Raw genomic sequence first — 19588 nt, forward strand, 5'->3', positions numbered from 1 at the left:
TTCATCAAGCTCAGCAGTGTACCAGCGTGCCTTCATCTTCGCCAAGCACTACGCGCTTGAGTGCGCCTTGCTTGAAGATGCTGAACACCTTGATGTTCAGGTGCTGGTCGCGGCACAGTGCAAAAGCGGTAGCATCCATCACCTTCAGGTTGCGGCCGATGGCTTCATCAAAGGTCAGGGTTTGATAGCGTACGGCATCCGGGTTTTTCTTCGGGTCGTCCGTGTACACGCCATCCACCTTGGTGGCCTTGAGCATGATGTCGACATTCATTTCCATGCCGCGCAGCGCTGCGGCGGTATCTGTCGTGAAGAAGGGGTTGCCGGTACCGGCACCAAAAATCACCACCTTGCCCTCTTCCAGATACTGCATGGCCTTGCCACGCACATAGGGCTCGGCAATCTGCTGCATGGTGAGGGCGGACTGCACACGCGCCACCACACCCACCTTGCCCATGGCATCCTTCAGCGCCAGCGCATTCATCACAGTGGCCATCATGCCCATGTAGTCGGCCGTGGCACGGTCCATGCCGCTGGCAGCACTGGAGACGCCGCGGAAGATGTTGCCACCACCAATCACGATACCAACCTGTACGCCCAGCTCTACCACTTCCTTGATCTGACCGACAATCTGCTCGATGGTCGAGCGGTTGATGCCGTAGTTATCGTCGCCCATCAGGGCCTCACCGGACAGCTTGAGCAGAATGCGTTTATAGGAAGGAGCTTGGCTCATGGTAACCTCGAGTTGGGTGTGTTTGGGGCATTCAGTTTGCAAAACGGCACCCTGCAGGCAGGGTGCCGTTCGATCATACAGTCTTGTCAGACTTACAGCTTGGCAGCAGCAGCCACTTCAGCAGCATAGTCTACAACCTTCTTCTCGATGCCTTCGCCAACAACAAACATGGCGAATGCATTTACGGAAGCAGATTTTTCAGCCAGCAGTTTTTCTACAGTCACGTCCGGGTTCTTGACGAAAGGCTGACCAACCAGGGTCACTTCGGCCAGGAACTTGTTGACGCGGCCTTCAACCATCTTGGCGACGATATCGGCCGGCTTGCCGGATTCGGCAGCCTGAGCGGTGTAGATCTTGCGTTCCTGCTCCAGGGTTTCGGCCGGAACCTGATCCTTGGAAACACAGATCGGCTTGGAAGCAGCGATGTGCATGGCGATGTCACGACCCAGCGCTTCGTCACCCTTCAGGTCAACGATCACGCCGATCTTGGCACCGTGCAGGTAAGTAGCGATGGTACCGGTGGTTTCGTAACGAACGAAACGACGGATGGTCATGTTTTCGCCCAGCTTGGCGATGGCAGCCTTGCGGATGTCTTCAACGGACTGGCCGTCGATCACAACAGCGGACAGGGCTTCAACATCAGCCGGGTTGGCAGTGGCAGCAGCCTGAGCAGCAGCATTGGCCAGCGCAACGAAAGTCGGGTCCTTGGCAACGAAGTCGGTTTCACAGTTCACTTCAACCAGGGCACCAACGCCGCCGGCAACGTAAGAACCGATGATACCTTCGGCAGCCAGACGACCAGCCATCTTGGAAGCCTTGTTGCCGGACTTGATGCGCAGAATTTCTTCAGCCTTGGCAGCGTCGCCTTCAGCTTCAACCAGGGCTTTCTTGCATTCCATCATGCCTAGGCCGGTAGCAGCGCGCAGATCCGAAACCATTTTTGCGGTGATTTCCGCCATTTGTAACTCCTGTATTCGATACGTAAGGGTAATCAGGTCTGAAAAAAGGGGCTTGCGCCCCCTTTCGAGTCTGCTTACTCAGCCTGGGCCGTTTCGGCGGCAGCTACGACTTCTTGCAGCGACTGGGCGCGGCCTTCCAGTACGGCGTCGGCGATGCCGCGAGCGTACAGGCGGATGGCACGGCTGGAGTCGTCGTTGCCCGGAATAACGTAGTCGATGCCATCCGGCGAGTTGTTGGTATCAACAACGCCGATTACCGGGATACCCAGTTTCTTGGCTTCAACGATGGTACCTTTCTGGTAGCCAGTGTCGATAACGAAGATGGCATCCGGCAGGCCCTTCATATCCTTGATACCGCCCAGCGAGCGTTCCAGCTTGTCAACTTCGCGTTGCAGGTCCAACAGTTCTTTCTTGTTGTAACCGGTATCAGCGCCTTCCAGGATGGCACGCTTTTCTTCAAGACGCTTGATGGACTGCTTCACGGTCTTGTAGTTGGTCAGCATGCCGCCGAGCCAGCGGTGATCAACAAACGGCATGCCAGCGCGGGCAGCTTCTTCACGGACGATCTCACGCGCCTGACGCTTGGTACCAACAAACATTACGGTGCCCTTGTTGGCAGCCAGACGACGCACATATTCCTGGGCGCCGATGAACAGCGGCAGAGTCTTTTCCAGGTTGATGATGTGAATCTTGTTGCGGCTGCCAAAGATGTACTGAGCCATCTTCGGGTTCCAGAAACGGGTTTGGTGGCCGAAGTGAACGCCGGCCTCAAGCATTTGACGCATGGTAACGTTGGTGGACATGCAAAAACTCCTTAAAGGGTTAAGCCTCCATCCGCGCAGACAACCGCCATTTTGCGTTGGCGGCACCCTTTGGCGCGGATGTGCGTAGTGTTTCCCCTGCCCAATGCAGAGGACGCAGGATTCTAGCACCGCAAAGCCGCCTCACTCAAGCGTCTTGCCTTGATTTGCCTGCCCTTGCGCCAATTCCTGCCGTTTGCGCAGGCGGCGGCGTGTCATTCTTGCAATAAACAGGGTGGGCAAAAAGCCCAGGAAGAACAAAATGGAGAATGTTGCCCACAGACTGTTCTGTGCCACTGCCAGCATCAGTACCACGTAGAGCCAGCCAATCAATACCATATACATAATCAAACAACCGTTTGAATTTTTCGGAAAAAGCCTGAACAATAGCGCCATAGTGTAAACCACCCGGCGGCCATCATCATGCAAACCCGATTTACCGAAACCTTCGGCATTCAATTGCCTCTTGCCTGCCCTGGCATGAGCTACATCGCCACCCCCGAACTGGTGGCCGCCACTGCCAACGCAGGCGGCCTGGGCATTCTGGCCACAGGGCCGCTCAATGCCGCACAAACCCGCGCCGCCATCCGCCGCATCCGCGAGTTGACCGACAAACCCTTTGGCATTGGCTGCACCCTGATGATGCCCGGCGCACATGACAATTGCGTGGTAGCACTGGAAGAACAAGTGCCGGTGATCAACTTCTCCCTGGGCAAGGGCGACTGGATTGTAAAGCGTGCACACGCCTACGGCGGCAAGGTGATTGCCACTGTGGTAACGGAAAAACACGCCATCTCGGCAGAGAAATCCGGCGTGGACGGTCTGCTGGTGACCGGCCACGAAGCGGCCGCGCATGGCGGCGAAGTCACTTCTCTGGTTTTGATTCCAGCCATTCGCAAGGTGAGCAAGCTTCCCATCATCGCCGCCGGCGGCTTTGGCAGCGGGGCCGGTCTGCTGGCCGCACTGGCACTGGGTGCCGATGCCGTCGCCATGGGCAGCCGCCTAGCCATGACCCGTGAAAGCCCGGTACACGCCACTAGCAAGGAGATGATTCGTCAGCGCAGTGTCAGCGACACCCTGTATTCGCGAAATTTTGATGGCCTGTGGTGCCGCATGATGGACACCCCGGCCGCGCGCGCCGCCTGTCGCAAGCCAATGAACCTGCTGATGGCCGGCTGGAAGGCCAGCGCCGTTGCCCGCAAGTTGAAGTTGCCGGTACTGAAGGTGGCACTGGGCGGCATGCTGAAAAAACCGCAGGAATTGCGCCAGTTGGCCTTGTTTGGCGCAGCCACCGAATCCATCCGCCTTGCCATTGAAGAAGGCAATCATCAGCAAGGGGTGCAGTTGATTGGCCAGGTGCAAGGCCTGATTGACGACATTCCTGGCGTGGCTGAACTCTTTTTGCGGGTGATGCAGGAGGCCGAAGACCAGCTATCGCGACTGAATGCCTTGCACAGCGCAACGGCCGCACCGTACAGCAATTCATGACAAAAGATTTTCTGCGCATCTTTCATGAAATATCTGGCTGATTGAATGCATTAACTCAACAAACTACCCGCCATGACGCAACAAGCTGCCACTGCACGGCAGCTTGTTGCATTGCCCCGCGTCCTTCTATCTCGTATTCTCACTACCCTGCCCACAGGCAGACCGCAGGCCGCCACAGAGCGGCCGCCTTGTTCATTTACCAAGAGAATACGCATGACCACCCCGCACCTGCTTGAGGACACCCCACCCCGCCCGCTCAATGGCCAGGATTACCGCACCCTGGCACTGGCCGCCCTGGGCGGCGCACTGGAGTTTTACGACTTCATCATTTTCGTGTTTTTCGCCCTGGTCATCGGCAAGCTGTTTTTTCCACCGGACATGCCGGACTGGCTGCGTCAGTTCCAGACCTTCGGCATTTTCGCTGCCGGCTATCTGGCACGCCCGCTGGGCGGCATCATCATGGCCCACTTTGGTGACAAGCTGGGACGCAAGCGCATGTTCACCCTATCCATCATCCTGATGGCGGTACCAACCTTGCTGATGGGCATGCTGCCCACTTATGCCAGCATCGGCATTGCCGCCCCGCTGGCTTTGCTTGCCTTGCGCATCCTGCAAGGGGCCGCCATCGGTGGCGAGGTGCCCGGTGCCTGGGTATTTGTCGCCGAGCACGTCCCTGCCCGTCACACCGGCTACGCTTGCGGCACCCTGACCGCAGGCCTGACTGCAGGCATCTTGCTGGGCTCCTTGCTGGCCACGCTGATCAACAGCAGCTTCAGCCCCGCGCAGATTGCCGACTGGGCATGGCGACTGCCATTCCTGATTGGCGGCGTGTTCGGCCTGGTGGCCATGTATTTGCGCCAATGGCTGGAAGAAACCCCTGTTTTCGCCGAAATGCAGGCCCGCAAGGCATTGGCCGAAGAGTTGCCACTCAAGACCGTCCTGAACCAGCACAAGCCCGCCATCATTGTCTCCATGCTGCTGACCTGGCTGCTGTCCGCTGCCATCGTGGTGGTCATCCTGCTGACACCAACTTATTTGCAAAAGCAGTTCGGCATGGCGGCCACTACCACACTGAAGGCCAACAGCCTGGCCATTATTGCCCTGACCGCAGGCTGCATTCTGGCCGGTCGCATCATCGACCGACTGGGCAGCGGGCCAACCTTCATTCTGGGCTGCCTGCTGCTGGGGCTGAGCAGTCATCATTTCTATACCACTGTCGCGCATGACGCGAGCCAGCTGTATGCGCTATACGCGCTGACCGGGCTGTGCGTGGGCATTGTCGGTGCGGTGCCTTATGTGATGGTGCGCGCTTTCCCGCCAGCCATCCGCTTCACCGGGCTGTCGTTTTCCTACAATGTGTCGTATGCCATCTTCGGCGGCCTGACCCCTATGGTGGTGACACTGTGGCAACAGCACGACCCGCTGGCACCGGCACGCTATGTGCTCGCCCTGTGCATCATGGGCATGGCATTGGGTGGCTATCTGCTATGGCAGGAGCGCAGCCGGCGTTGATCCACCCGTGCGCACCTCGCCAACGGCCCGCTACGGGCCGTTTTTCATTTCCCGTCACAACCTGATCACATAGCCAGTTGCACAAAAATAAAAATATCGCGGAACCATACAGCTACATCAGCAGTCCCTTATTAATCAAACCTTGCAACACACCACCTGCCAAACCCTTGCCAATCCGCGCCACTCCCGGCCTTGACCTGCACCTGTGCAGCCCACTCCACCAGACCACGGAGACGCCCATGCCAAACTTTCCCTGGCAGAACATTGCCCTTAACCCGCTGGCCGCCTTTGGCATCCTCCTCACCCTGGGGGTGATGGGCGGCCATATTTCCAATCGCATTGCCCGCCTGCCCGCCATGACCGGCTATGTGCTGATCGGCCTGATCATCGGCCCGGCCAGCCTGCACATCCTGAACGAAGACCTGCTGCGTGCCGCCGACCTGTTTGTCAATCTGGCACTAGGCCTGGCGCTATTTGAAAGCGGGCGCCGGGTCGATTTGCGCTGGCTGCGTGCCGAGCGCACCTTGCTGCTCAGCACGCTGACTTACTGCCTGCTGGTATTTGCTGCACTGTATACATTGCTGGTTTTTGCCGGACTGGACTGGCAAACCAGCACCACCATGGCCGCCATCGGCATGGCAAGCTCACCCATCGTCATTCTGGAAATGATGCGCGAGGGGCGCGCCGAAGGTCAGGTCAGCGACCGGCTGGCCACTGCCACCGCCCTGTCCAGCCTGCTGTCGCTACTGGTCTTTGCCATTGCGCTTGGCTCGGCCCACCTGTTCCGGCAACAGCCATCCGCAGACAGTCTGCTCACCCCTGCCTGGCTGATTCTGGGCTCCAGTTTGCTGGGCCTGCTGGCCGGCGTACTGGCCATTGCGCTCAACCACTGGCTTGGCCATCAGCGCCAGCACCGCACCGTACTGCTGTTCGGGCTGATTACCCTGCTGGTGGGCCTGGCCGTGATGCTGGGCACACTGCCATCGCTGGCCTTGCTGGTATTTGGCCTCGCCACCCGCAATTTGCGCGGCGGCGAAAGCATCAGCGAGCCCGACCTGCTGGCTGGCAGTCACTTTTTCTTTGTCGCCTTTTTCGTGGCAGCCGGTGCCTGGCTGCAACCGCATGCACTGGCAAGCCATTGGCCGCTGGCCATCACCTACCTGCTGTTGCGTACCGGGATTGCCATGTTGTTCTGGTTTGCACTGGCACCCGCCAATTGCCTCATCCGTCGACGCGGCTTGTGGCTGGGGCTGGCACTCAACCCCCTGTCGGGCGGCAGTGCCATGCTGCTGAGCATGGGTTCGCTGTCATTGGGCGCACAGGCAAACAACGCCGCGGCCTGCCTGATGGCAGTGCTGGTCATCAGCGAACTGGCCGGACCCTGGCTGTGCCGACTGGCCCTGCAACAGGCAGGCGAACTGAGCAAGGAGCACTGACATGCTGGAATTCAACAACAGCACACCACTGACCCTGGGCGTGGAACTGGAACTGATGATAGTTAACCGCCGTGACTACAACCTGACCCGTGGCTCGGACGACTTGCTACTGCTGATCGACCGTCAGCCACATGGTTATGACATCAAGCCGGAAATCACCCAGGGCATGATTGAAATCGGCACCGCCATTCACACCCATTGCAGCGAGATGCTGCAGGAACTGCAAGCCATCCGGCAGCTGCTGACCCGCAACGCGGAAAAACTTAATCTTGGCCTGGCTGGTGGCGGCGCCCACCCTTTTCAGCACTGGAGCGAGCAGCAGATTTACCCCAAGGCACGCTATCAGCTGGTTTCGGAACTGTATGGCTATCTGGCCAAGCAATTCACCGTTTACGGGCAGCACATTCACATCGGCTGCCCGGACGGCGACAGCGCCATCCGCCTGGGACACTATCTGGCGCGCTACATCCCCCATTTCATTGCCCTGTCCGCCGCCTCACCGTTTTATCAGGGCATGGACACCCGGTTTCAAACTTCGCGCCTGACCAGTGTCAATGCCTTCCCCTTGTCCGGCTGCATGCCCTGCGTGGAAAGCTGGGACCAGTTCAATGAATATTTTCAGGACATGGCGAAACTGGGCATTGTCGCCAGCATGAAAGACTTTTACTGGGACATCCGCCCCAAACCGGAATACGGCACGGTGGAAATCCGCATCTGCGACACCCCGCTGGACATTGTCACGCCCACCTTGCTGGCCGCTTACGCCCAGATGCTGGCCCGGCACTGCATGGAGCAGGAATGGCGTGACATCAGCCCCGCACACTACCTGACTTACAGCTACAACCGCTTTCAGGCTTGTCGTTTCGGCTTTGACGGTGTGCTGGTCAATAGCAGCAGCGGCCAGCAAACCAGCGTGCAGGAAGACTTGCTGAGTACCCTGAACCAGCTGCAGGCACATGCCGTCGCACTTGGCTGCGAAGCGGAACTGGCCGCACTGCGTGCGCGGGTGCTGAAGCGCCAGTCCGACAGCCAATGGCTGCGCGATGTGTATCAGGACAGCGGTTCGCTTTCCGAGGTGGTACGTCGGCAAAGCAACTACTGGATGCACGATCAACCGGACTGAGCAGGGGAAATCCAGCAGACAATCCACCGTGTCTGCCGCTACACTGGCAGCTTAGCGTCCCGAAACCCCATCATGCCGCTCGAACTGCCCGAACATTTCAATCCCGCTCTGCCAACCCGCTGGTGCATTTTCGATGGCCCGCGCCTGCTATTGCAAAACCAGGCCCTGCCCGGTGATGCAGCCCGGCACTGGCCGCTGGCCAACCGCCTGTTCATCGACCAGCAACAAGGCTGCAATCTGTATGCTGCGGACCTGGTTGGCACTCCACCTGCCGACTGCGAATGGCTGCCCTTACGCGCCGCATTGATGGCCTTGCCGCCGGAACAGACCGACGGCATTGCCCGCGCCGCCCAGCTGCGCCAGTTCCAGCACACCCACCGTTTTTGCGGTCATTGCGCCAGCCCTTTGCAACAACACGGCCACGACCAGGGCAAGCACTGCCCCAGCTGCGGCCAGCTTTACTATCCGCGCCTATCCCCCGCCATGATGGTGGCGGTGTATCGCGGACAGGAGCTGTTGCTGGCACGCAGTCCGCACTTCCTGCCCGGCGTGTACAGCGCACTGGCCGGCTTTGTCGAACCGGGTGAAACACTGGAGCAATGTGTTCACCGCGAAACACAGGAAGAAGTGGGCGTGCGGGTAAAGAACCTGCGCTATGTCTGCTCGCAATCCTGGCCTTTCCCGCATTCGCTGATGCTGGCATTCACCGCCGAATACGATGGCGGGGAAATCCGTCCGCAAGAAGGCGAAATCGAAGACGCCGGCTGGTATCACATTGATGCCCTGCCCACCATACCGGCCCAGCTGTCGGTGGCTTACCGGCTGATCCGCCATACGGCAGACTGGCTGCGCCTGCCAGCCGATCAGCGCAGATAAAATAGCAAAGGGAGCCATTGGCTCCCTTTCAGGGAAAGGGCTGGGGATAGGGAATAGACGGGAAGGCTGCGGAAGAAATAACTTAGCCGAAAGGCCCGGCTTTGCCGGGTCCAGTGCCACCGTACCAAATCACTTCGTCAGCAGCCGGAAAAGGGAGCCATTGGCTCCCTTTTTGCATGGCTGGCCCAGTCACTCAGGCACTGAGCGGCTGCCCGGCCAGCATCTCCAGCACGGTATTCAATGCGGCAATCACCGTTTGCCGTCGCACTGCAGCACGGTCGCCGGCAAAATAGCTGACCCAGGCGCGTGAGCAGCCATCCGGCCCCGCCACCGCCAGCCACACCATGCCAACCGGCTTTTCCGGCGAGCCGCCACCCGGCCCGGCCACGCCGGACACGGCCACCGCCCAGTCTGCCGCCGCACGCTGACGGGCACCGGCAGCCATCTCCCGCACTACCGCCTCGCTGACCGCACCATGCGCTTCCAGCGTAGCGGCGCTGACGCCCAGCAAATCCTGCTTGGCCTGATTGCTGTAGCTGACCATGCCATAGCCAAACCAGGCCGAGCTGCCGGCAATATCGGTCAGCGCGGCGGCAATCATGCCACCGGTGCAGGATTCTGCAGTCGCCATTGTTTCACCACGCGCCAGCAAGGCCGCGCCCAGGCGGGCAGATAGCGTGCTCAGTTCCTTATCCATGCATTTTCCTGAAATGGCGGATCAGCCCCAGCGTGGAGCTGTCGTGCTCGGCCGAGGAGACGGCGGCGGCATCCAGCTCCGGCAGAATGCGCCGTGCCAGCTGCTTGCCATACTCCACACCCCATTGATCAAACGAATTGATGCCCCAGATCACCCCCTGCACAAACACCTTGTGTTCGTACATGGCCATCAGCATGCCCAGGTTGTAGGGCGTCACCTTCTCCAGCGCAATGGTATTGGAAGGCTGATTGCCGGGGAACAGTTTTTGCGGCAGCAACATGTCCAGCTCTTCACCCGGCAGGTCCGGCAGCTCTGCCATCACTTCCGCCTCGCTCTTGCCGCGCATCAGCGCTTCGGACTGGGCAAAGCAGTTGGCCACCAGCACGCGATGCTGCTGCTCCAGCCCGTAATGGCTGTTCATCGGCACGATGAAGTCGCAAGGCACCAGGCGGGTACCCTGATGCAGGAGCTGGAAGAAGGCATGCTGGCTGTTGGCCCCTTCCTCACCCCAGATGACCGGGCCGGTGTCAAAATCCAGCGGCTCGCCAAAACGACCCACCCGTTTGCCATTGGACTCCATGTCCAGCTGCTGGATATGGGCTGGCAAGCGGCGCAAGCCATGGTCGTAAGGCATGATGGCGTGGGTATGCGCCTGGTAGAAGGTGTTGTACCAGATGCCGATCAGCGCCAGCAGCACCGGGATGTTGCCATCCAGCGGCGCACCGAAGAAGTGCTGATCCATGGCGTAGCCGCCATCCAGGAATTCGCGGAAATTGTCATAGCCTATGGACAGCATCACCGACAAACCGATGGCCGACCATACCGAATAACGGCCACCTACCCAGTCCCAGAAACCAAACATGTGCTCGGTATCAATGCCGAAGGCCGACACCGCAGCGGCATTGGTGGACACCGCAACGAAATGGCGGGCAATGTCCGCCTGGCTGGCCGAACGCAAGAACCAGGCCTTGGCCGCCTCGGCATTGAGCAGGGTTTCCGGCGTGGTGAAGGATTTGGACGCAATCACGAACAGGGTGGTGGCCGGGTCCAGTTGCTGCAGGGTACGGGCAATGTGCTGGCCATCGACATTGGAAACGAAATGCACGGTCAGATCCGGGTGGGAATAGGCAGCCAGCGCCTCCTGCACCACCAGCGGCCCCAGGTCAGACCCGCCAATACCCAGATTCACCACCGCACGGATGGGCTGACCGGTATAACCCAGCCACTGGCCACTGCGCACCTTGTCGGTAAACACCCGCATGCGCTGCAGTACCTCATGCACCGCCGGCACCACGTCCTCGCCATCCAGCAGCAGGCTTTCCTGCTGCGGCAAGCGCAAGGCGGTATGCAGTACCGAACGTTTTTCGCTGACATTGATGCGTTCGCCCTCACGCATGCGAGTCATCCAGCCTGGCAGATCCGCCTCGCGAGCCAGATCAATCAGCAGTTCCAGCGTCCGCTCGGTAATGCGGTTTTTCGAGTAATCCAGCAGCAAACCATCCAGCCGCAAGGAAAAACGTTTGAAACGTTGCGGGTCTGCATGAAAGAGTTCGCGCATCTGCATGAAACGAGTGGCGCGCTGATGCTGGTGGAGCTTGGCCCAGATCGGGCTGTGATTGATACCGGCTTTGCTGTCGTCAAACATGGTCGTGAAGGGCTTGCAATCAAAAATGGATAATCGGTTTTGCATTGACCGCCATGGGCGCATGGCGGGAACTGACAAGAAAAAGGGGACTGGCGTCCCCTTGCAGAATGCATATTACCATTTGTAGCACGCACACTACATCACAACTTGATGAAATGCTCGCGGTAATACTTCAGTTCTTCGATGGATTCCTCGATATCCGCCAGCGCTTCGTGCTTGCCGCGCTTCACCACACCGCGGGCGACTTCCGGCTTCCAGCGCTTGCACAGCTCCTTCAGGGTGGAGACATCCAGATTGCGGTAGTGGAAATACTCTTCCAGCTGCGGCATCCAGCGCACCATGAAGCGGCGATCCTGATGAATGGTGTTTCCACACATCGGCGTGGTACGGGCCGGTACATAGTCCGCCATGAATGCCAGCAAAGCGGCTTCGGCCTCGGCTTCAGTCAGGGAGGACGCCTTGACCTTGTCAATCAGGCCGCTCTTGCCATGAGTGTTCTTGTTCCAGTCATCCATGCCGTCCAGCACGCTGTCCGGCTGATGAATCACCAATACCGGCGACTGGCCAAGGATGTTGAGCTGGCTGTCGGTGGCAATCATTGCCACTTCGATGATGCGGTCGGTTTCAGGATTCAGCCCGGTCATTTCCATGTCGAGCCAGATGAGGTTGTTCTGATCTTGTGCCATACTGTCCAATCTTTACGTGTCTGCGTATTTTCCTTCATTGCCGCCCTGGCGGCAAACCCACCTGCGTAAATCATGACCGAGGCATTCTGCACCCTGTTTCTGGCCGCTCTGGCGGTCACCCTGTCACTCAAGCTATGGCTGGGCCTGCGCCATCTGCGCCATATCGCCCGCCACCGCCACAGCGTACCGGCCGACTTTGCCGGCAGCATCACCCTGCAACAACATCAGCACGCTGCCGATTACAGCATGGCCAAAACCCGGCTGAGCCTGTTGTCGGCCGTCATCGATACCGGCCTGATCCTGTGCCTGACACTGGGCGGCGGGCTGGACTGGATCAGCCGGCAAATCCAGCAACTGCATACCAGCGCCATGCTGGGCGGCATATTGCTGGTGGTGGCAGTCACCATCATCAGCTCGGCCATCAGCCTGCCCATTTCGCTGTATAGCACTTTCCGCATTGAAGCCCGCTATGGCTTCAACAAAATGACCTTGCGCATGTTCGTGCTGGACCTGATCAAGGGCAGCCTGATCGGTGCCATCATTGGCCTGCCTTTGCTGGCGCTGGTGCTGTGGCTGATGGCACAGGCCGGACCATTGTGGTGGTTGTGGGTGTGGCTGGTATGGTCGGCCTTCCAGCTATTGATGGTAGCGCTCTACCCCACGCTGATTGCCCCCTTGTTCAACCGCTTCAGTCCGCTGGAAGATCTTGAACTCAAACAACGCATCGAGGCCTTGCTTGCCCGCACCGGCTTTAAAAGCCAGGGTGTGTTCGTGATGGATGGCTCACGCCGCTCCAGCCACGGCAATGCCTACTTCACCGGCTTTGGCAGCGCCAAGCGCATCGTGTTTTTCGACACACTACTGAAACAACTGGCACCGCAAGAAATTGAAGCAGTGCTCGCCCACGAACTGGGCCACTTCAAGCGCAAGCACATCGTCAAGCGCATCAGCTTTGCCTTTGCCCTGTCGCTGGGTTTCCTCTTCATTCTGGGACAGTTGCTGGATGCCAGCTGGTTCTATACCGCACTGGGTGTCAGCACCCCTAGCACGGCGATGGCGCTGATCCTGTTCTTCATGGCTGTACCCGCCTTCACTTTCCCGCTGACACCCTTGTCCAGCCTGATGTCGCGCCGCCACGAATACGAAGCAGACAGCTTTGCCGCCAGCCAGGCGGAAGCCCAGCATCTGATTGATGCCCTGGTGAAACTTTACCGTGACAATGCGTCCACCCTGACCCCGGACCCATTGCACTCCGCCTTTTACGACTCCCACCCACCGGCGAGCCTGCGCATCGCCCACCTGAAAGGAGCCAGCACATGAATCTGCTCGAACTGCACTGCGAAACCGCCCACGGCCTGAGCCCGCTGGACGCCAACACCACCAGCCAGTTTCTGGCCAAACTGCCAGACTGGGAAATCAAGGGTATCGAGTTGTGCAAGACCTTCCGTTTTGCCGACTACTACCAGACCATGGCCTTTGTGAATGCCCTGGCCTGGATTGCCCATCAGGAAGATCACCACCCCGACCTGTCGGTGCACTACAACCGCGTGGTGGTGTGCTTCAGCACGCACGATGCCGGCGGCCTGACCCTGAATGACTTCATTTGCGCGGCCAAAACCGAAGCACTGCAAGGACGCGCATGAGAGCAGCCATCGGACAGATCATCCGCAGCCACGGTCGGCGTTTCATCGTTGAGGCAGAGGGCCAGACTTATGGCTGCTCCACCCGCGGCAAGCGCGTGGACTTTGCCTGTGGCGACCGCGTGGAAATCCTCATCCAGAACAAGGAACAGGCAGTCATTGAAGAAAGCCTGCCACGCAGCAGCCTGCTGTACCGGCAGGACGAATGGAAAACCAAGGTCATTGCGGCAAACGTCAGCCGCATCCTGTTCGTGATTGCCGCCGTCCCCAGCCCCAGTGAAGAACTGCTCAACCGCTGCCTGATTGCCGCCGAAGCAGCCGACATCGACCCGGTCATCCTGATCAACAAGGCCGACCTGCCCGAGACACCTGCACTGGTGGAAAAACTGCAGCCCTACGCCAAGCTTGGCTACAAGATGATCACCCTGTCAGCCAAGCAGGACATGACTCCCCTGCTGCCGCTGCTGGATGGCGAAACCTGCGTGTTTGTCGGTCAGTCCGGCATGGGCAAGTCCACGCTCACCAATGCACTGCTACCCGAGGCCAACGCACGCATCGGTGATATTTCCGAGGCACTGGATTCAGGCCGTCACACCACCACCCATGCCACGCTCTATCACCTGCACGATCTGTCTGCCGGCAGCGACCTGATCGACTCCCCCGGCTTGCAGGAATTCGGCCTCAAGCATTTGCAGGCCAGCGACCTGCTACACTATTTCCCGGAGATGCGCCCGCTGATCGGCCATTGCCGATTTCATAACTGCACGCACCGCAAAGAGCCGGACTGCGCCGTCAAGCAAGCCGCCGCAGATGGCTTGATCGCGCAACAAAGACTGGATTTACTCCAACGTTTGAGTAATGAATTGTTAAATCAATCGGCATAAAACGTTTTGTCATCCAAGCTGTTTACAATTCTTTGTAGGACTCATATTCTGGTAAGAAAAATTACATCAGACTGAGATCAGCGACTTTTACCCCGACAAAGACAAGGAGCCAGCATCATGACAAAACGCATCGCACTCGTAACCGGAGGCATGGGCGGCATTGGAACCGCCATCTGCAAGGCTCTGGCCGAATCCGGCCACACCGTCATCACCACCTACAGCAAGCCGGGCAAGGAACAGGCCTGGCTGGCAGACATGAAAGGCATGGGTTTTGACGACATCCATGCCTATCAGTGTGATGTCACCGACACCGCAGCCTGCGCCGCCATGCTGGCCAAGGCACAGGCTGAAGTGGGTGCCGTGGATGTACTGGTAAACAATGCCGGAATCACCCGCGATGGCACGTTCAAGAAGCAAACCAAGGATGACTGGGACGCCGTTATCAAGACCAATCTGGATTCGCTGTTCAACATGGTGAAGCCGGTACTGGATGGCATGGTGGAGCGTGGCTTTGGTCGTATCATCAATATTTCTTCCATTAACGGGCAGAAAGGTCAGTTCGGCCAGACCAACTACTCCGCAGCCAAGGCCGGCATGCACGGCTTTACCATGGCGCTGGCACAGGAAGTTGCACGCAAGGGTGTAACCGTCAACACCATCTCCCCGGGCTATATCGCTACCGACATGGTAATGGCTGTGCCGGAGGAAGTGCGCAACAAGATCATCGCCAACATTCCGGTAGGCCGCCTGGGCAAGCCGGAAGAAATTGCCGGGCTGATCAACTACCTGGCATCCGATGTATCCGGCTTCATGACCGGTGCCAACCTGGCCATCAACGGTGGTCAGCACATGATGTAACAAGCCCCGGAAAGGCTTGACACAAAACCCGGCTCCAAGCCGGGTTTTTTATTGGCAATTCTGGCAGAAACATTCTGCTATGCTGTCGACCTTGCAATACAACCGAGCACAACATGGCTGAACATTTGACCATTCAGGGCGAAACCAAGGAAGAAAAGTACCAGACACTGCTGCCGCAAGCACAAGCCCTGGTGCAATACGAAGACGACCAGATTGCCGCGCTGGCCAACCTGACCGCCGCCCTGCACAGCACATTCGACTGGCTGTGGACCGGCTTTTATCTGGTAAAAAACCAGCAACTGGTATTGGGACCATTCCAGGGGCCGATCGCCTGCACCCGCATTGCCCACGGCAAAGGCGTATGCGGCAGCGCCTGGGCGCAGAACCGCACCCTGGTGGTGCCGGACGTGGATGCATTCCCCGGCCATATCGCCTGCTCATCCAGTGCCCGCTCGGAAATCGTGGTGCCGGTACACAACAGCCGGGGTGAAGTGGTGGCTGTACTGGACGTTGACTCCAGCAGTCTCGACCAGTTTGACGCCACCGACGCCCGCTATCTGGAACAGATCTGCCAGGCACTGCAACATTTGTTCTGAATGCATTCTGAGTGGTAACCATCAAAAAAACGGATGCCGTGGCATCCGTTTTTCTTACAGCGGGCGACTCAGCAAGGTGATAGCTGCTGACTGAGCCAGGACTCTTTTCCGGCCTCGTCCAGCTCCAGCAACCCAGCCCCCGCCTCTTGCATGGCTTGCGCCAGCCGGGTCACCTGCCGCGCCACACCGGCTGACAGCTCGGCAGCCAGCCTTGCGTTCTCACCCGCCATGGCCAATAAGCGTGCATTGCCCTGCTCATTGATGGCCTGCTGACGCTCTGTTGCATCTTGCAGCTCCAGATTGCGCTGCTCCAGCATTTCCAGCCGCGCCTGCTGCTTGCCAGCCTCACGCTCCCGGTCTGCCAGCCGTTCGCGCCATTGCTGCTCCGCCTGTGCCGCTTGCTGGCGCAAGGTCTGCATTTCCTCATTCAGCAAGGCTGTTGTCTGCTTCATGGTGACCCGTTCTTCTTCCACCTGTTCGTACAGGCGCAAGCGCAAACCCTCCAGACGTTCATACGCCAGCGACTCACGCCGCTCCGCCTCCTGCCTTGCTTCCTGCAAGCGCAATTCATGACGGGCTTCTGTTTCAGCCTGGCGCGCATCGCTATCCTGCCTCGCCTGCTGCACAGCGGCACGCTCCTGTACCAGTTGCTGCTCCAGCCCCTGACAGCGCGACTCAAGCTGTGCATATTGCTGCGTCAAGGTCTGCAGCTTTAGCTCCAGAGCCTGCTGATGCTCGGTGCGCAGCGCTATTTCTCGCAAGGCGGATTGCAAGGAAGACTCCACCCCCTCCAACTGCACTTGCATGGACTGCTGCGCCTGCCTGGCACTCGCGACTTCCGCCTCCGCCTCCTCCCGCACAGCCTCCCATTGCTGCTCTGCCGCCTCGCAGGATTTCTGCCAGATCATGCCAAACGCTTCGGCCAGGCCAGACGGCCAATCCGGGTGACGCGACGAGCTGGCCATGCGCGACAAAAAATCCTGCCGCCATTCTTTCAGGGTGTTGTTGATGGTGGTGTTGGAACCGGTCCCTAGCCGGGCACGCACTTCCACCACGGTAGGCCACACCCCCTCACCCACCAGCTCCAACGCCACCTGCCTGATACGGGAATAAATATCAGCTGCCATCTTGCCACCTCGCCAACAGTTCAATAGAGACAATATAACACAATTGCACATTCATAAATTATTACGTATTACGTTATATTTATACACTCATAGCAATATTTTTTCCGATTACTATACTTATCGGAAGTAAATGTCCGAATACACCGTTCGTACCACCCTAAAAAACACACCCACCACCAAGAGAGCAAAAAAATACCCGGCTTGCGCCGGGCTTTTCCTAACCACTCCAACCTATCCCCAATAACGGACTCACTCCTCACCCATCACTCAGCCGATTCACCAACAGCCAACAAACTCAGTCACCATGCACGCCAGCCACCTGCCGCAACTCCTGCACCATTTGCGACAGGCGATCCTGCAACTGGGTGGTATCCGACTGGGAACCCAGCATGGACTCAATTCCCTCATCCAGCGCCCGATGCAGCAGCACCTCCTGCGAATTGGTCAACAACATGGAAACACAAGCCTCATCAATACGCTGACGAATATCCTCCAGCGCAATACGCCCTGCCACCTGATTGTCCCGCTGCGCCCGATCCACCTCCCCCAGGGTCTGTATCATGCGCATGGCCACCGCCACCACCTGCCTGTCACGCTGCCGCGCCGCAGCCAGCACAGCCAGGGATCCAACATGCACATTGGCAGCCTCCACCAGCATGGTCAGATGATCCCGCAGCCGCCCGCACCTATCCTCATCCTCAACCGGCATGTCGCGCAGCAACAAGGAAACCTCGGGGTAGTTGATGATCATGCGATTCTTGAACTGCACCATGCGCCCCATGCCCGCAAGATGCTCCAGCACCGACAACTCCAGCGGACTGGCATCCCCATCGCTGCTGCGATTGAGAACGCCCGCACCAGCACGTAACTGCACACACCCTTGCAAGCCATACAGGCGCAAGCCAGCCACCAGGGCATCAGCCAACTCGGCCATGCTGCCAGCCGCACCCAGTTGCTTGATCACCTCCAGCAAGGCTCCCATTTCACTCATGCTGACCATGGCCGTCATGGCCGCCGAGCTGGCGTCACGCACCTGACCATCCAGCCGCCGCCGCTCGCTGCTCGCCTCGATCAGGCGACGCAACTTTGCTTCCAGCTCCAGCGCCGAGAACGGCTTGACGATATAGTCCTCACCACCTGCTTCATAGCCGCTCAAACGGTCTTCAACCGCCTCCCGCGCCGAGACAAACACTACCGGAACATGCGCAAAGCGCTCATCTGCCCGAACGAGACGACAGGTCTCGAAGCCATCCATCCCGGGCTGCATTTCCACGTCCAGCACAATTGCAGCCAGCTCCAGCTGCGGCAGCAGCTCCAGTGCCTGCTCGCCACTTTCCGCATCCACCACTTCAAAGCAATGCGCCAGGCCGGCCTTCATCAAGCGCCGGGTAATCAGCACATCATCGACCACCAGTATTGTTGGTTTTTCACTCATCAGACCCCCTGCGCCCTTTTGATGTAAAGCAATCACCCTTTGTTCTATAGCTGGGCAAGTGCACACAATACAAGCCGGGCACTGCAATTGGGCTCAGGTCAGATGCAAGGGAGTCAACAAGGGCCGACCCGAGAAATGGGCAAGCAGGTTATCCAGCATCAACCGGGCCATGGCCGTCCGCGTTTCCACGGTAGCGCTGGCCACATGCGGCGTCAGCACCACATTGGGCAAGTCAAACAATGCCTCCGGCACTTGCGGCTCCTGCTCGAACACATCCAGCCCGGCTCCACCCAGACGCCCATCCAGCAGGCGCTCCACCAGCGCGGCCAGATCCACCACCGAACCTCGCGCGATATTGATCAGCACGCCCTCCGGCCCCAACGCATCCAGCACCCGGCCATCCACCACATGGTGCGTAGCCGCACCACCCGGCAGCGCCAGCACCAGCACATCAACCGCAGCAGCCATCTCAAGCAGATCGGCATAGTAGGGATAAGCAACCTCCACCTTGCGACCGGGGCCGTGGTAGCTCACTTGCATATCAAAGGCCTCAGCACGGCGCGCAATGGCCCGCCCGATATTACCCAGCCCGACAATGCCGCAACGCTTGCCCGACAGACTGCTTGCCAGCGGAAAACCGCCCTGCAACCAGCACCCTCACGCACAAAGCGATCCGCCTGAACCACCCTGCGCATCACCGCCAACAGCAGTGCCAGCGCAGTATCCGCCACACAGCGGTCCAGCACGCCCGGCGTGGTGGTGACGGCAATGCCATGCTCTCGCGCATAATCCAGATCAATGGCATCAAACCCCACACCTAGGCAAGCTACCAGCTCGACAGCAGGCAGCGCCTGCAATAACTGGCGCGCAGCCCCGGCAGCACCGGTTGTAACTACCGCCCGCACCGCTGGCCACACCTCACCCGCCAACAAGGCGTCCTGCAATTCCCAGCCTTGCAGGCAATCAAACTGCGCACTCAGCTGTGCCATCAAGGCTGGCGCCAGAGGCACAGTAATGAAAATGACCGGCCGATTTGCTTGTTGCATCATTTTGCTCACTCCATCAGGGAAGATTCATGCTATCACCGGGTCAGCAG

At 58.9% G+C, this 19588-nt stretch carries 21 protein-coding genes; 10 read left to right on the forward strand and 11 right to left on the reverse strand.

The window, feature by feature from the left end; all coding sequences use genetic code 11:
* Nucleotides 1–10: 10 nt before the first annotated feature.
* From pyrH to DKK66_RS20555, 4 genes are all read right to left on the reverse strand, one after another.
* Nucleotides 11–730 carry a UMP kinase gene (gene pyrH / locus DKK66_RS18080; RefSeq protein WP_045844999.1) on the reverse strand — a complete coding sequence of 240 codons (720 nt, stop codon included), beginning with the start codon at nucleotides 728–730 and terminating at the stop codon, nucleotides 11–13.
* Nucleotides 731–822: 92 nt separating this feature from the next.
* A complete protein-coding gene (gene tsf, locus DKK66_RS18085) occupies nucleotides 823–1689 on the reverse strand; it encodes a translation elongation factor Ts (RefSeq protein ID WP_045844998.1) in 867 nt (288 codons plus the stop codon).
* 74 nt (nucleotides 1690–1763) lie between these two features.
* Entirely contained in the window at nucleotides 1764–2492 is a 729-nt protein-coding gene (gene rpsB / locus DKK66_RS18090) for a 30S ribosomal protein S2 (protein WP_045844997.1), read from the reverse strand.
* Nucleotides 2493–2633: 141 nt separating this feature from the next.
* On the reverse strand, nucleotides 2634–2948 hold the full coding sequence (locus DKK66_RS20555; protein WP_242673519.1) for a hypothetical protein: 315 nt from the start codon (nucleotides 2946–2948) through the stop codon (nucleotides 2634–2636).
* Between DKK66_RS20555 and DKK66_RS18100 the strand changes: the two genes are divergently transcribed.
* The 5 genes from DKK66_RS18100 to nudC all read left to right on the forward strand — a co-directional run bounded on the left by DKK66_RS18100 (nucleotide 2913) and on the right by nudC (nucleotide 8924).
* Entirely contained in the window at nucleotides 2913–3977 is a 1065-nt protein-coding gene (locus tag DKK66_RS18100) for a nitronate monooxygenase family protein (RefSeq protein WP_131360292.1), read from the forward strand. The genes DKK66_RS20555 and DKK66_RS18100 overlap by 36 nt on opposite strands.
* Nucleotides 3978–4190: 213 nt before the next feature.
* Nucleotides 4191–5489 (forward strand): MFS transporter, encoded by a 1299-nt coding sequence (locus tag DKK66_RS18105; protein ID WP_131360294.1) that lies wholly within the window; start codon nucleotides 4191–4193, stop codon nucleotides 5487–5489.
* A 239-nt stretch (nucleotides 5490–5728) separates the two neighbouring features.
* Nucleotides 5729–6925: a cation:proton antiporter gene (locus DKK66_RS18110; protein WP_131360296.1), complete on the forward strand. Its 1197-nt coding sequence runs from the start codon at nucleotides 5729–5731 to the stop codon at nucleotides 6923–6925.
* A gap of 1 nt (nucleotide 6926) precedes the next feature.
* Nucleotides 6927–8048, forward strand: a complete 1122-nt coding sequence (locus DKK66_RS18115; protein ID WP_131360298.1) for a YbdK family carboxylate-amine ligase — start codon at nucleotides 6927–6929, stop codon at nucleotides 8046–8048.
* Nucleotides 8049–8120: 72 nt separating this feature from the next.
* On the forward strand, nucleotides 8121–8924 hold the full coding sequence (nudC, locus tag DKK66_RS18120; RefSeq protein WP_131360300.1) for an NAD(+) diphosphatase: 804 nt from the start codon (nucleotides 8121–8123) through the stop codon (nucleotides 8922–8924).
* A gap of 193 nt (nucleotides 8925–9117) precedes the next feature.
* Here the strand turns inward: nudC and DKK66_RS18125 are convergent, their stop codons facing one another.
* From DKK66_RS18125 to orn, 3 genes are all read right to left on the reverse strand, one after another.
* The gene (locus DKK66_RS18125; RefSeq protein WP_045844990.1) at nucleotides 9118–9621 is read right to left on the reverse strand and encodes a CinA family protein; all 504 of its coding nucleotides are present in this window, start codon (nucleotides 9619–9621) and stop codon (nucleotides 9118–9120) included.
* The gene (pgi, locus tag DKK66_RS18130) at nucleotides 9614–11266 is read right to left on the reverse strand and encodes a glucose-6-phosphate isomerase (RefSeq protein ID WP_131360302.1); all 1653 of its coding nucleotides are present in this window, start codon (nucleotides 11264–11266) and stop codon (nucleotides 9614–9616) included. The genes DKK66_RS18125 and pgi overlap by 8 nt, the downstream gene beginning before the upstream one ends.
* 140 nt (nucleotides 11267–11406) lie before the next feature.
* Entirely contained in the window at nucleotides 11407–11952 is a 546-nt protein-coding gene (orn, locus tag DKK66_RS18135; protein WP_131360304.1) for an oligoribonuclease, read from the reverse strand.
* Between the two features lie 72 nt (nucleotides 11953–12024).
* On the opposite strand from orn, the gene DKK66_RS18140 reads away from it, so the two are divergent.
* From DKK66_RS18140 to DKK66_RS18160, 5 genes are all read left to right on the forward strand, one after another.
* Nucleotides 12025–13272 (forward strand): M48 family metallopeptidase, encoded by a 1248-nt coding sequence (locus DKK66_RS18140; protein ID WP_131360306.1) that lies wholly within the window; start codon nucleotides 12025–12027, stop codon nucleotides 13270–13272.
* Nucleotides 13269–13595 carry a 4a-hydroxytetrahydrobiopterin dehydratase gene (locus DKK66_RS18145; RefSeq protein ID WP_052693713.1) on the forward strand — a complete coding sequence of 109 codons (327 nt, stop codon included), beginning with the start codon at nucleotides 13269–13271 and terminating at the stop codon, nucleotides 13593–13595. The genes DKK66_RS18140 and DKK66_RS18145 overlap by 4 nt, the downstream gene beginning before the upstream one ends.
* Nucleotides 13592–14476 (forward strand): ribosome small subunit-dependent GTPase A, encoded by an 885-nt coding sequence (rsgA, locus tag DKK66_RS18150; protein WP_131360308.1) that lies wholly within the window; start codon nucleotides 13592–13594, stop codon nucleotides 14474–14476. Before DKK66_RS18145 ends, rsgA begins: the two co-directional genes overlap by 4 nt.
* Before the next feature lie 117 nt (nucleotides 14477–14593).
* Nucleotides 14594–15334 (forward strand): acetoacetyl-CoA reductase, encoded by a 741-nt coding sequence (phbB, locus tag DKK66_RS18155; RefSeq protein ID WP_045844985.1) that lies wholly within the window; start codon nucleotides 14594–14596, stop codon nucleotides 15332–15334.
* 113 nt (nucleotides 15335–15447) lie between these two features.
* Nucleotides 15448–15930 (forward strand): GAF domain-containing protein, encoded by a 483-nt coding sequence (locus DKK66_RS18160; RefSeq protein ID WP_045844984.1) that lies wholly within the window; start codon nucleotides 15448–15450, stop codon nucleotides 15928–15930.
* A 68-nt stretch (nucleotides 15931–15998) separates the two neighbouring features.
* Here DKK66_RS18160 and DKK66_RS18165 read toward each other — a convergent pair whose 3' ends face one another.
* The 4 genes from DKK66_RS18165 to DKK66_RS20375 all read right to left on the reverse strand — a co-directional run bounded on the left by DKK66_RS18165 (nucleotide 15999) and on the right by DKK66_RS20375 (nucleotide 19541).
* On the reverse strand, nucleotides 15999–17057 hold the full coding sequence (locus DKK66_RS18165; RefSeq protein WP_165494225.1) for a DNA-binding protein: 1059 nt from the start codon (nucleotides 17055–17057) through the stop codon (nucleotides 15999–16001).
* Nucleotides 17058–17352: 295 nt separating this feature from the next.
* A complete protein-coding gene (locus tag DKK66_RS18170) occupies nucleotides 17353–18492 on the reverse strand; it encodes a two-component system response regulator (RefSeq protein WP_062788902.1) in 1140 nt (379 codons plus the stop codon).
* Between the two features lie 93 nt (nucleotides 18493–18585).
* Complete coding sequence (locus DKK66_RS20370) at nucleotides 18586–19140, reverse strand: NAD(P)-dependent oxidoreductase (RefSeq protein ID WP_207389812.1); 555 nt, start codon at nucleotides 19138–19140, stop codon at nucleotides 18586–18588.
* On the reverse strand, nucleotides 19023–19541 hold the full coding sequence (locus tag DKK66_RS20375; protein WP_207389813.1) for a hypothetical protein: 519 nt from the start codon (nucleotides 19539–19541) through the stop codon (nucleotides 19023–19025). Before DKK66_RS20375 ends, DKK66_RS20370 begins: the two co-directional genes overlap by 118 nt.
* Nucleotides 19542–19588 lie beyond the last annotated feature (47 nt).

It is taken from the genome of Aquitalea sp. USM4, from assembly GCF_004328945.1.
GTDB classification, from domain to species: domain Bacteria; phylum Pseudomonadota; class Gammaproteobacteria; order Burkholderiales; family Chromobacteriaceae; genus Aquitalea; species Aquitalea pelogenes.

Excerpts from the sequence above, each read along its gene's own strand:
- pyrH (WP_045844999.1), bottom strand. The coding sequence starts at position 730 with ATGAGCCAAGCTCCTTCCTATAAACGCATTCTGCTCAAGCTGTCCGGT.
- tsf (WP_045844998.1), bottom strand. The coding sequence starts at position 1,689 with ATGGCGGAAATCACCGCAAAAATGGTTTCGGATCTGCGCGCTGCTACC.
- rpsB (WP_045844997.1), bottom strand. The coding sequence starts at position 2,492 with ATGTCCACCAACGTTACCATGCGTCAAATGCTTGAGGCCGGCGTTCAC.
- DKK66_RS18100 (WP_131360292.1), top strand. The coding sequence starts at position 2,913 with ATGCAAACCCGATTTACCGAAACCTTCGGCATTCAATTGCCTCTTGCC.
- DKK66_RS18105 (WP_131360294.1), top strand. The coding sequence starts at position 4,191 with ATGACCACCCCGCACCTGCTTGAGGACACCCCACCCCGCCCGCTCAAT.
- DKK66_RS18110 (WP_131360296.1), top strand. The coding sequence starts at position 5,729 with ATGCCAAACTTTCCCTGGCAGAACATTGCCCTTAACCCGCTGGCCGCC.
- DKK66_RS18115 (WP_131360298.1), top strand. The coding sequence starts at position 6,927 with ATGCTGGAATTCAACAACAGCACACCACTGACCCTGGGCGTGGAACTG.
- nudC (WP_131360300.1), top strand. The coding sequence starts at position 8,121 with ATGCCGCTCGAACTGCCCGAACATTTCAATCCCGCTCTGCCAACCCGC.
- DKK66_RS18125 (WP_045844990.1), bottom strand. The coding sequence starts at position 9,621 with ATGGATAAGGAACTGAGCACGCTATCTGCCCGCCTGGGCGCGGCCTTG.
- pgi (WP_131360302.1), bottom strand. The coding sequence starts at position 11,266 with ATGTTTGACGACAGCAAAGCCGGTATCAATCACAGCCCGATCTGGGCC.
- orn (WP_131360304.1), bottom strand. The coding sequence starts at position 11,952 with ATGGCACAAGATCAGAACAACCTCATCTGGCTCGACATGGAAATGACC.
- DKK66_RS18140 (WP_131360306.1), top strand. The coding sequence starts at position 12,025 with ATGACCGAGGCATTCTGCACCCTGTTTCTGGCCGCTCTGGCGGTCACC.
- DKK66_RS18145 (WP_052693713.1), top strand. The coding sequence starts at position 13,269 with ATGAATCTGCTCGAACTGCACTGCGAAACCGCCCACGGCCTGAGCCCG.
- rsgA (WP_131360308.1), top strand. The coding sequence starts at position 13,592 with ATGAGAGCAGCCATCGGACAGATCATCCGCAGCCACGGTCGGCGTTTC.
- phbB (WP_045844985.1), top strand. The coding sequence starts at position 14,594 with ATGACAAAACGCATCGCACTCGTAACCGGAGGCATGGGCGGCATTGGA.
- DKK66_RS18160 (WP_045844984.1), top strand. The coding sequence starts at position 15,448 with ATGGCTGAACATTTGACCATTCAGGGCGAAACCAAGGAAGAAAAGTAC.
- DKK66_RS18165 (WP_165494225.1), bottom strand. The coding sequence starts at position 17,057 with ATGGCAGCTGATATTTATTCCCGTATCAGGCAGGTGGCGTTGGAGCTG.
- DKK66_RS18170 (WP_062788902.1), bottom strand. The coding sequence starts at position 18,492 with ATGAGTGAAAAACCAACAATACTGGTGGTCGATGATGTGCTGATTACC.
- DKK66_RS20375 (WP_207389813.1), bottom strand. The coding sequence starts at position 19,541 with ATGATGCAACAAGCAAATCGGCCGGTCATTTTCATTACTGTGCCTCTG.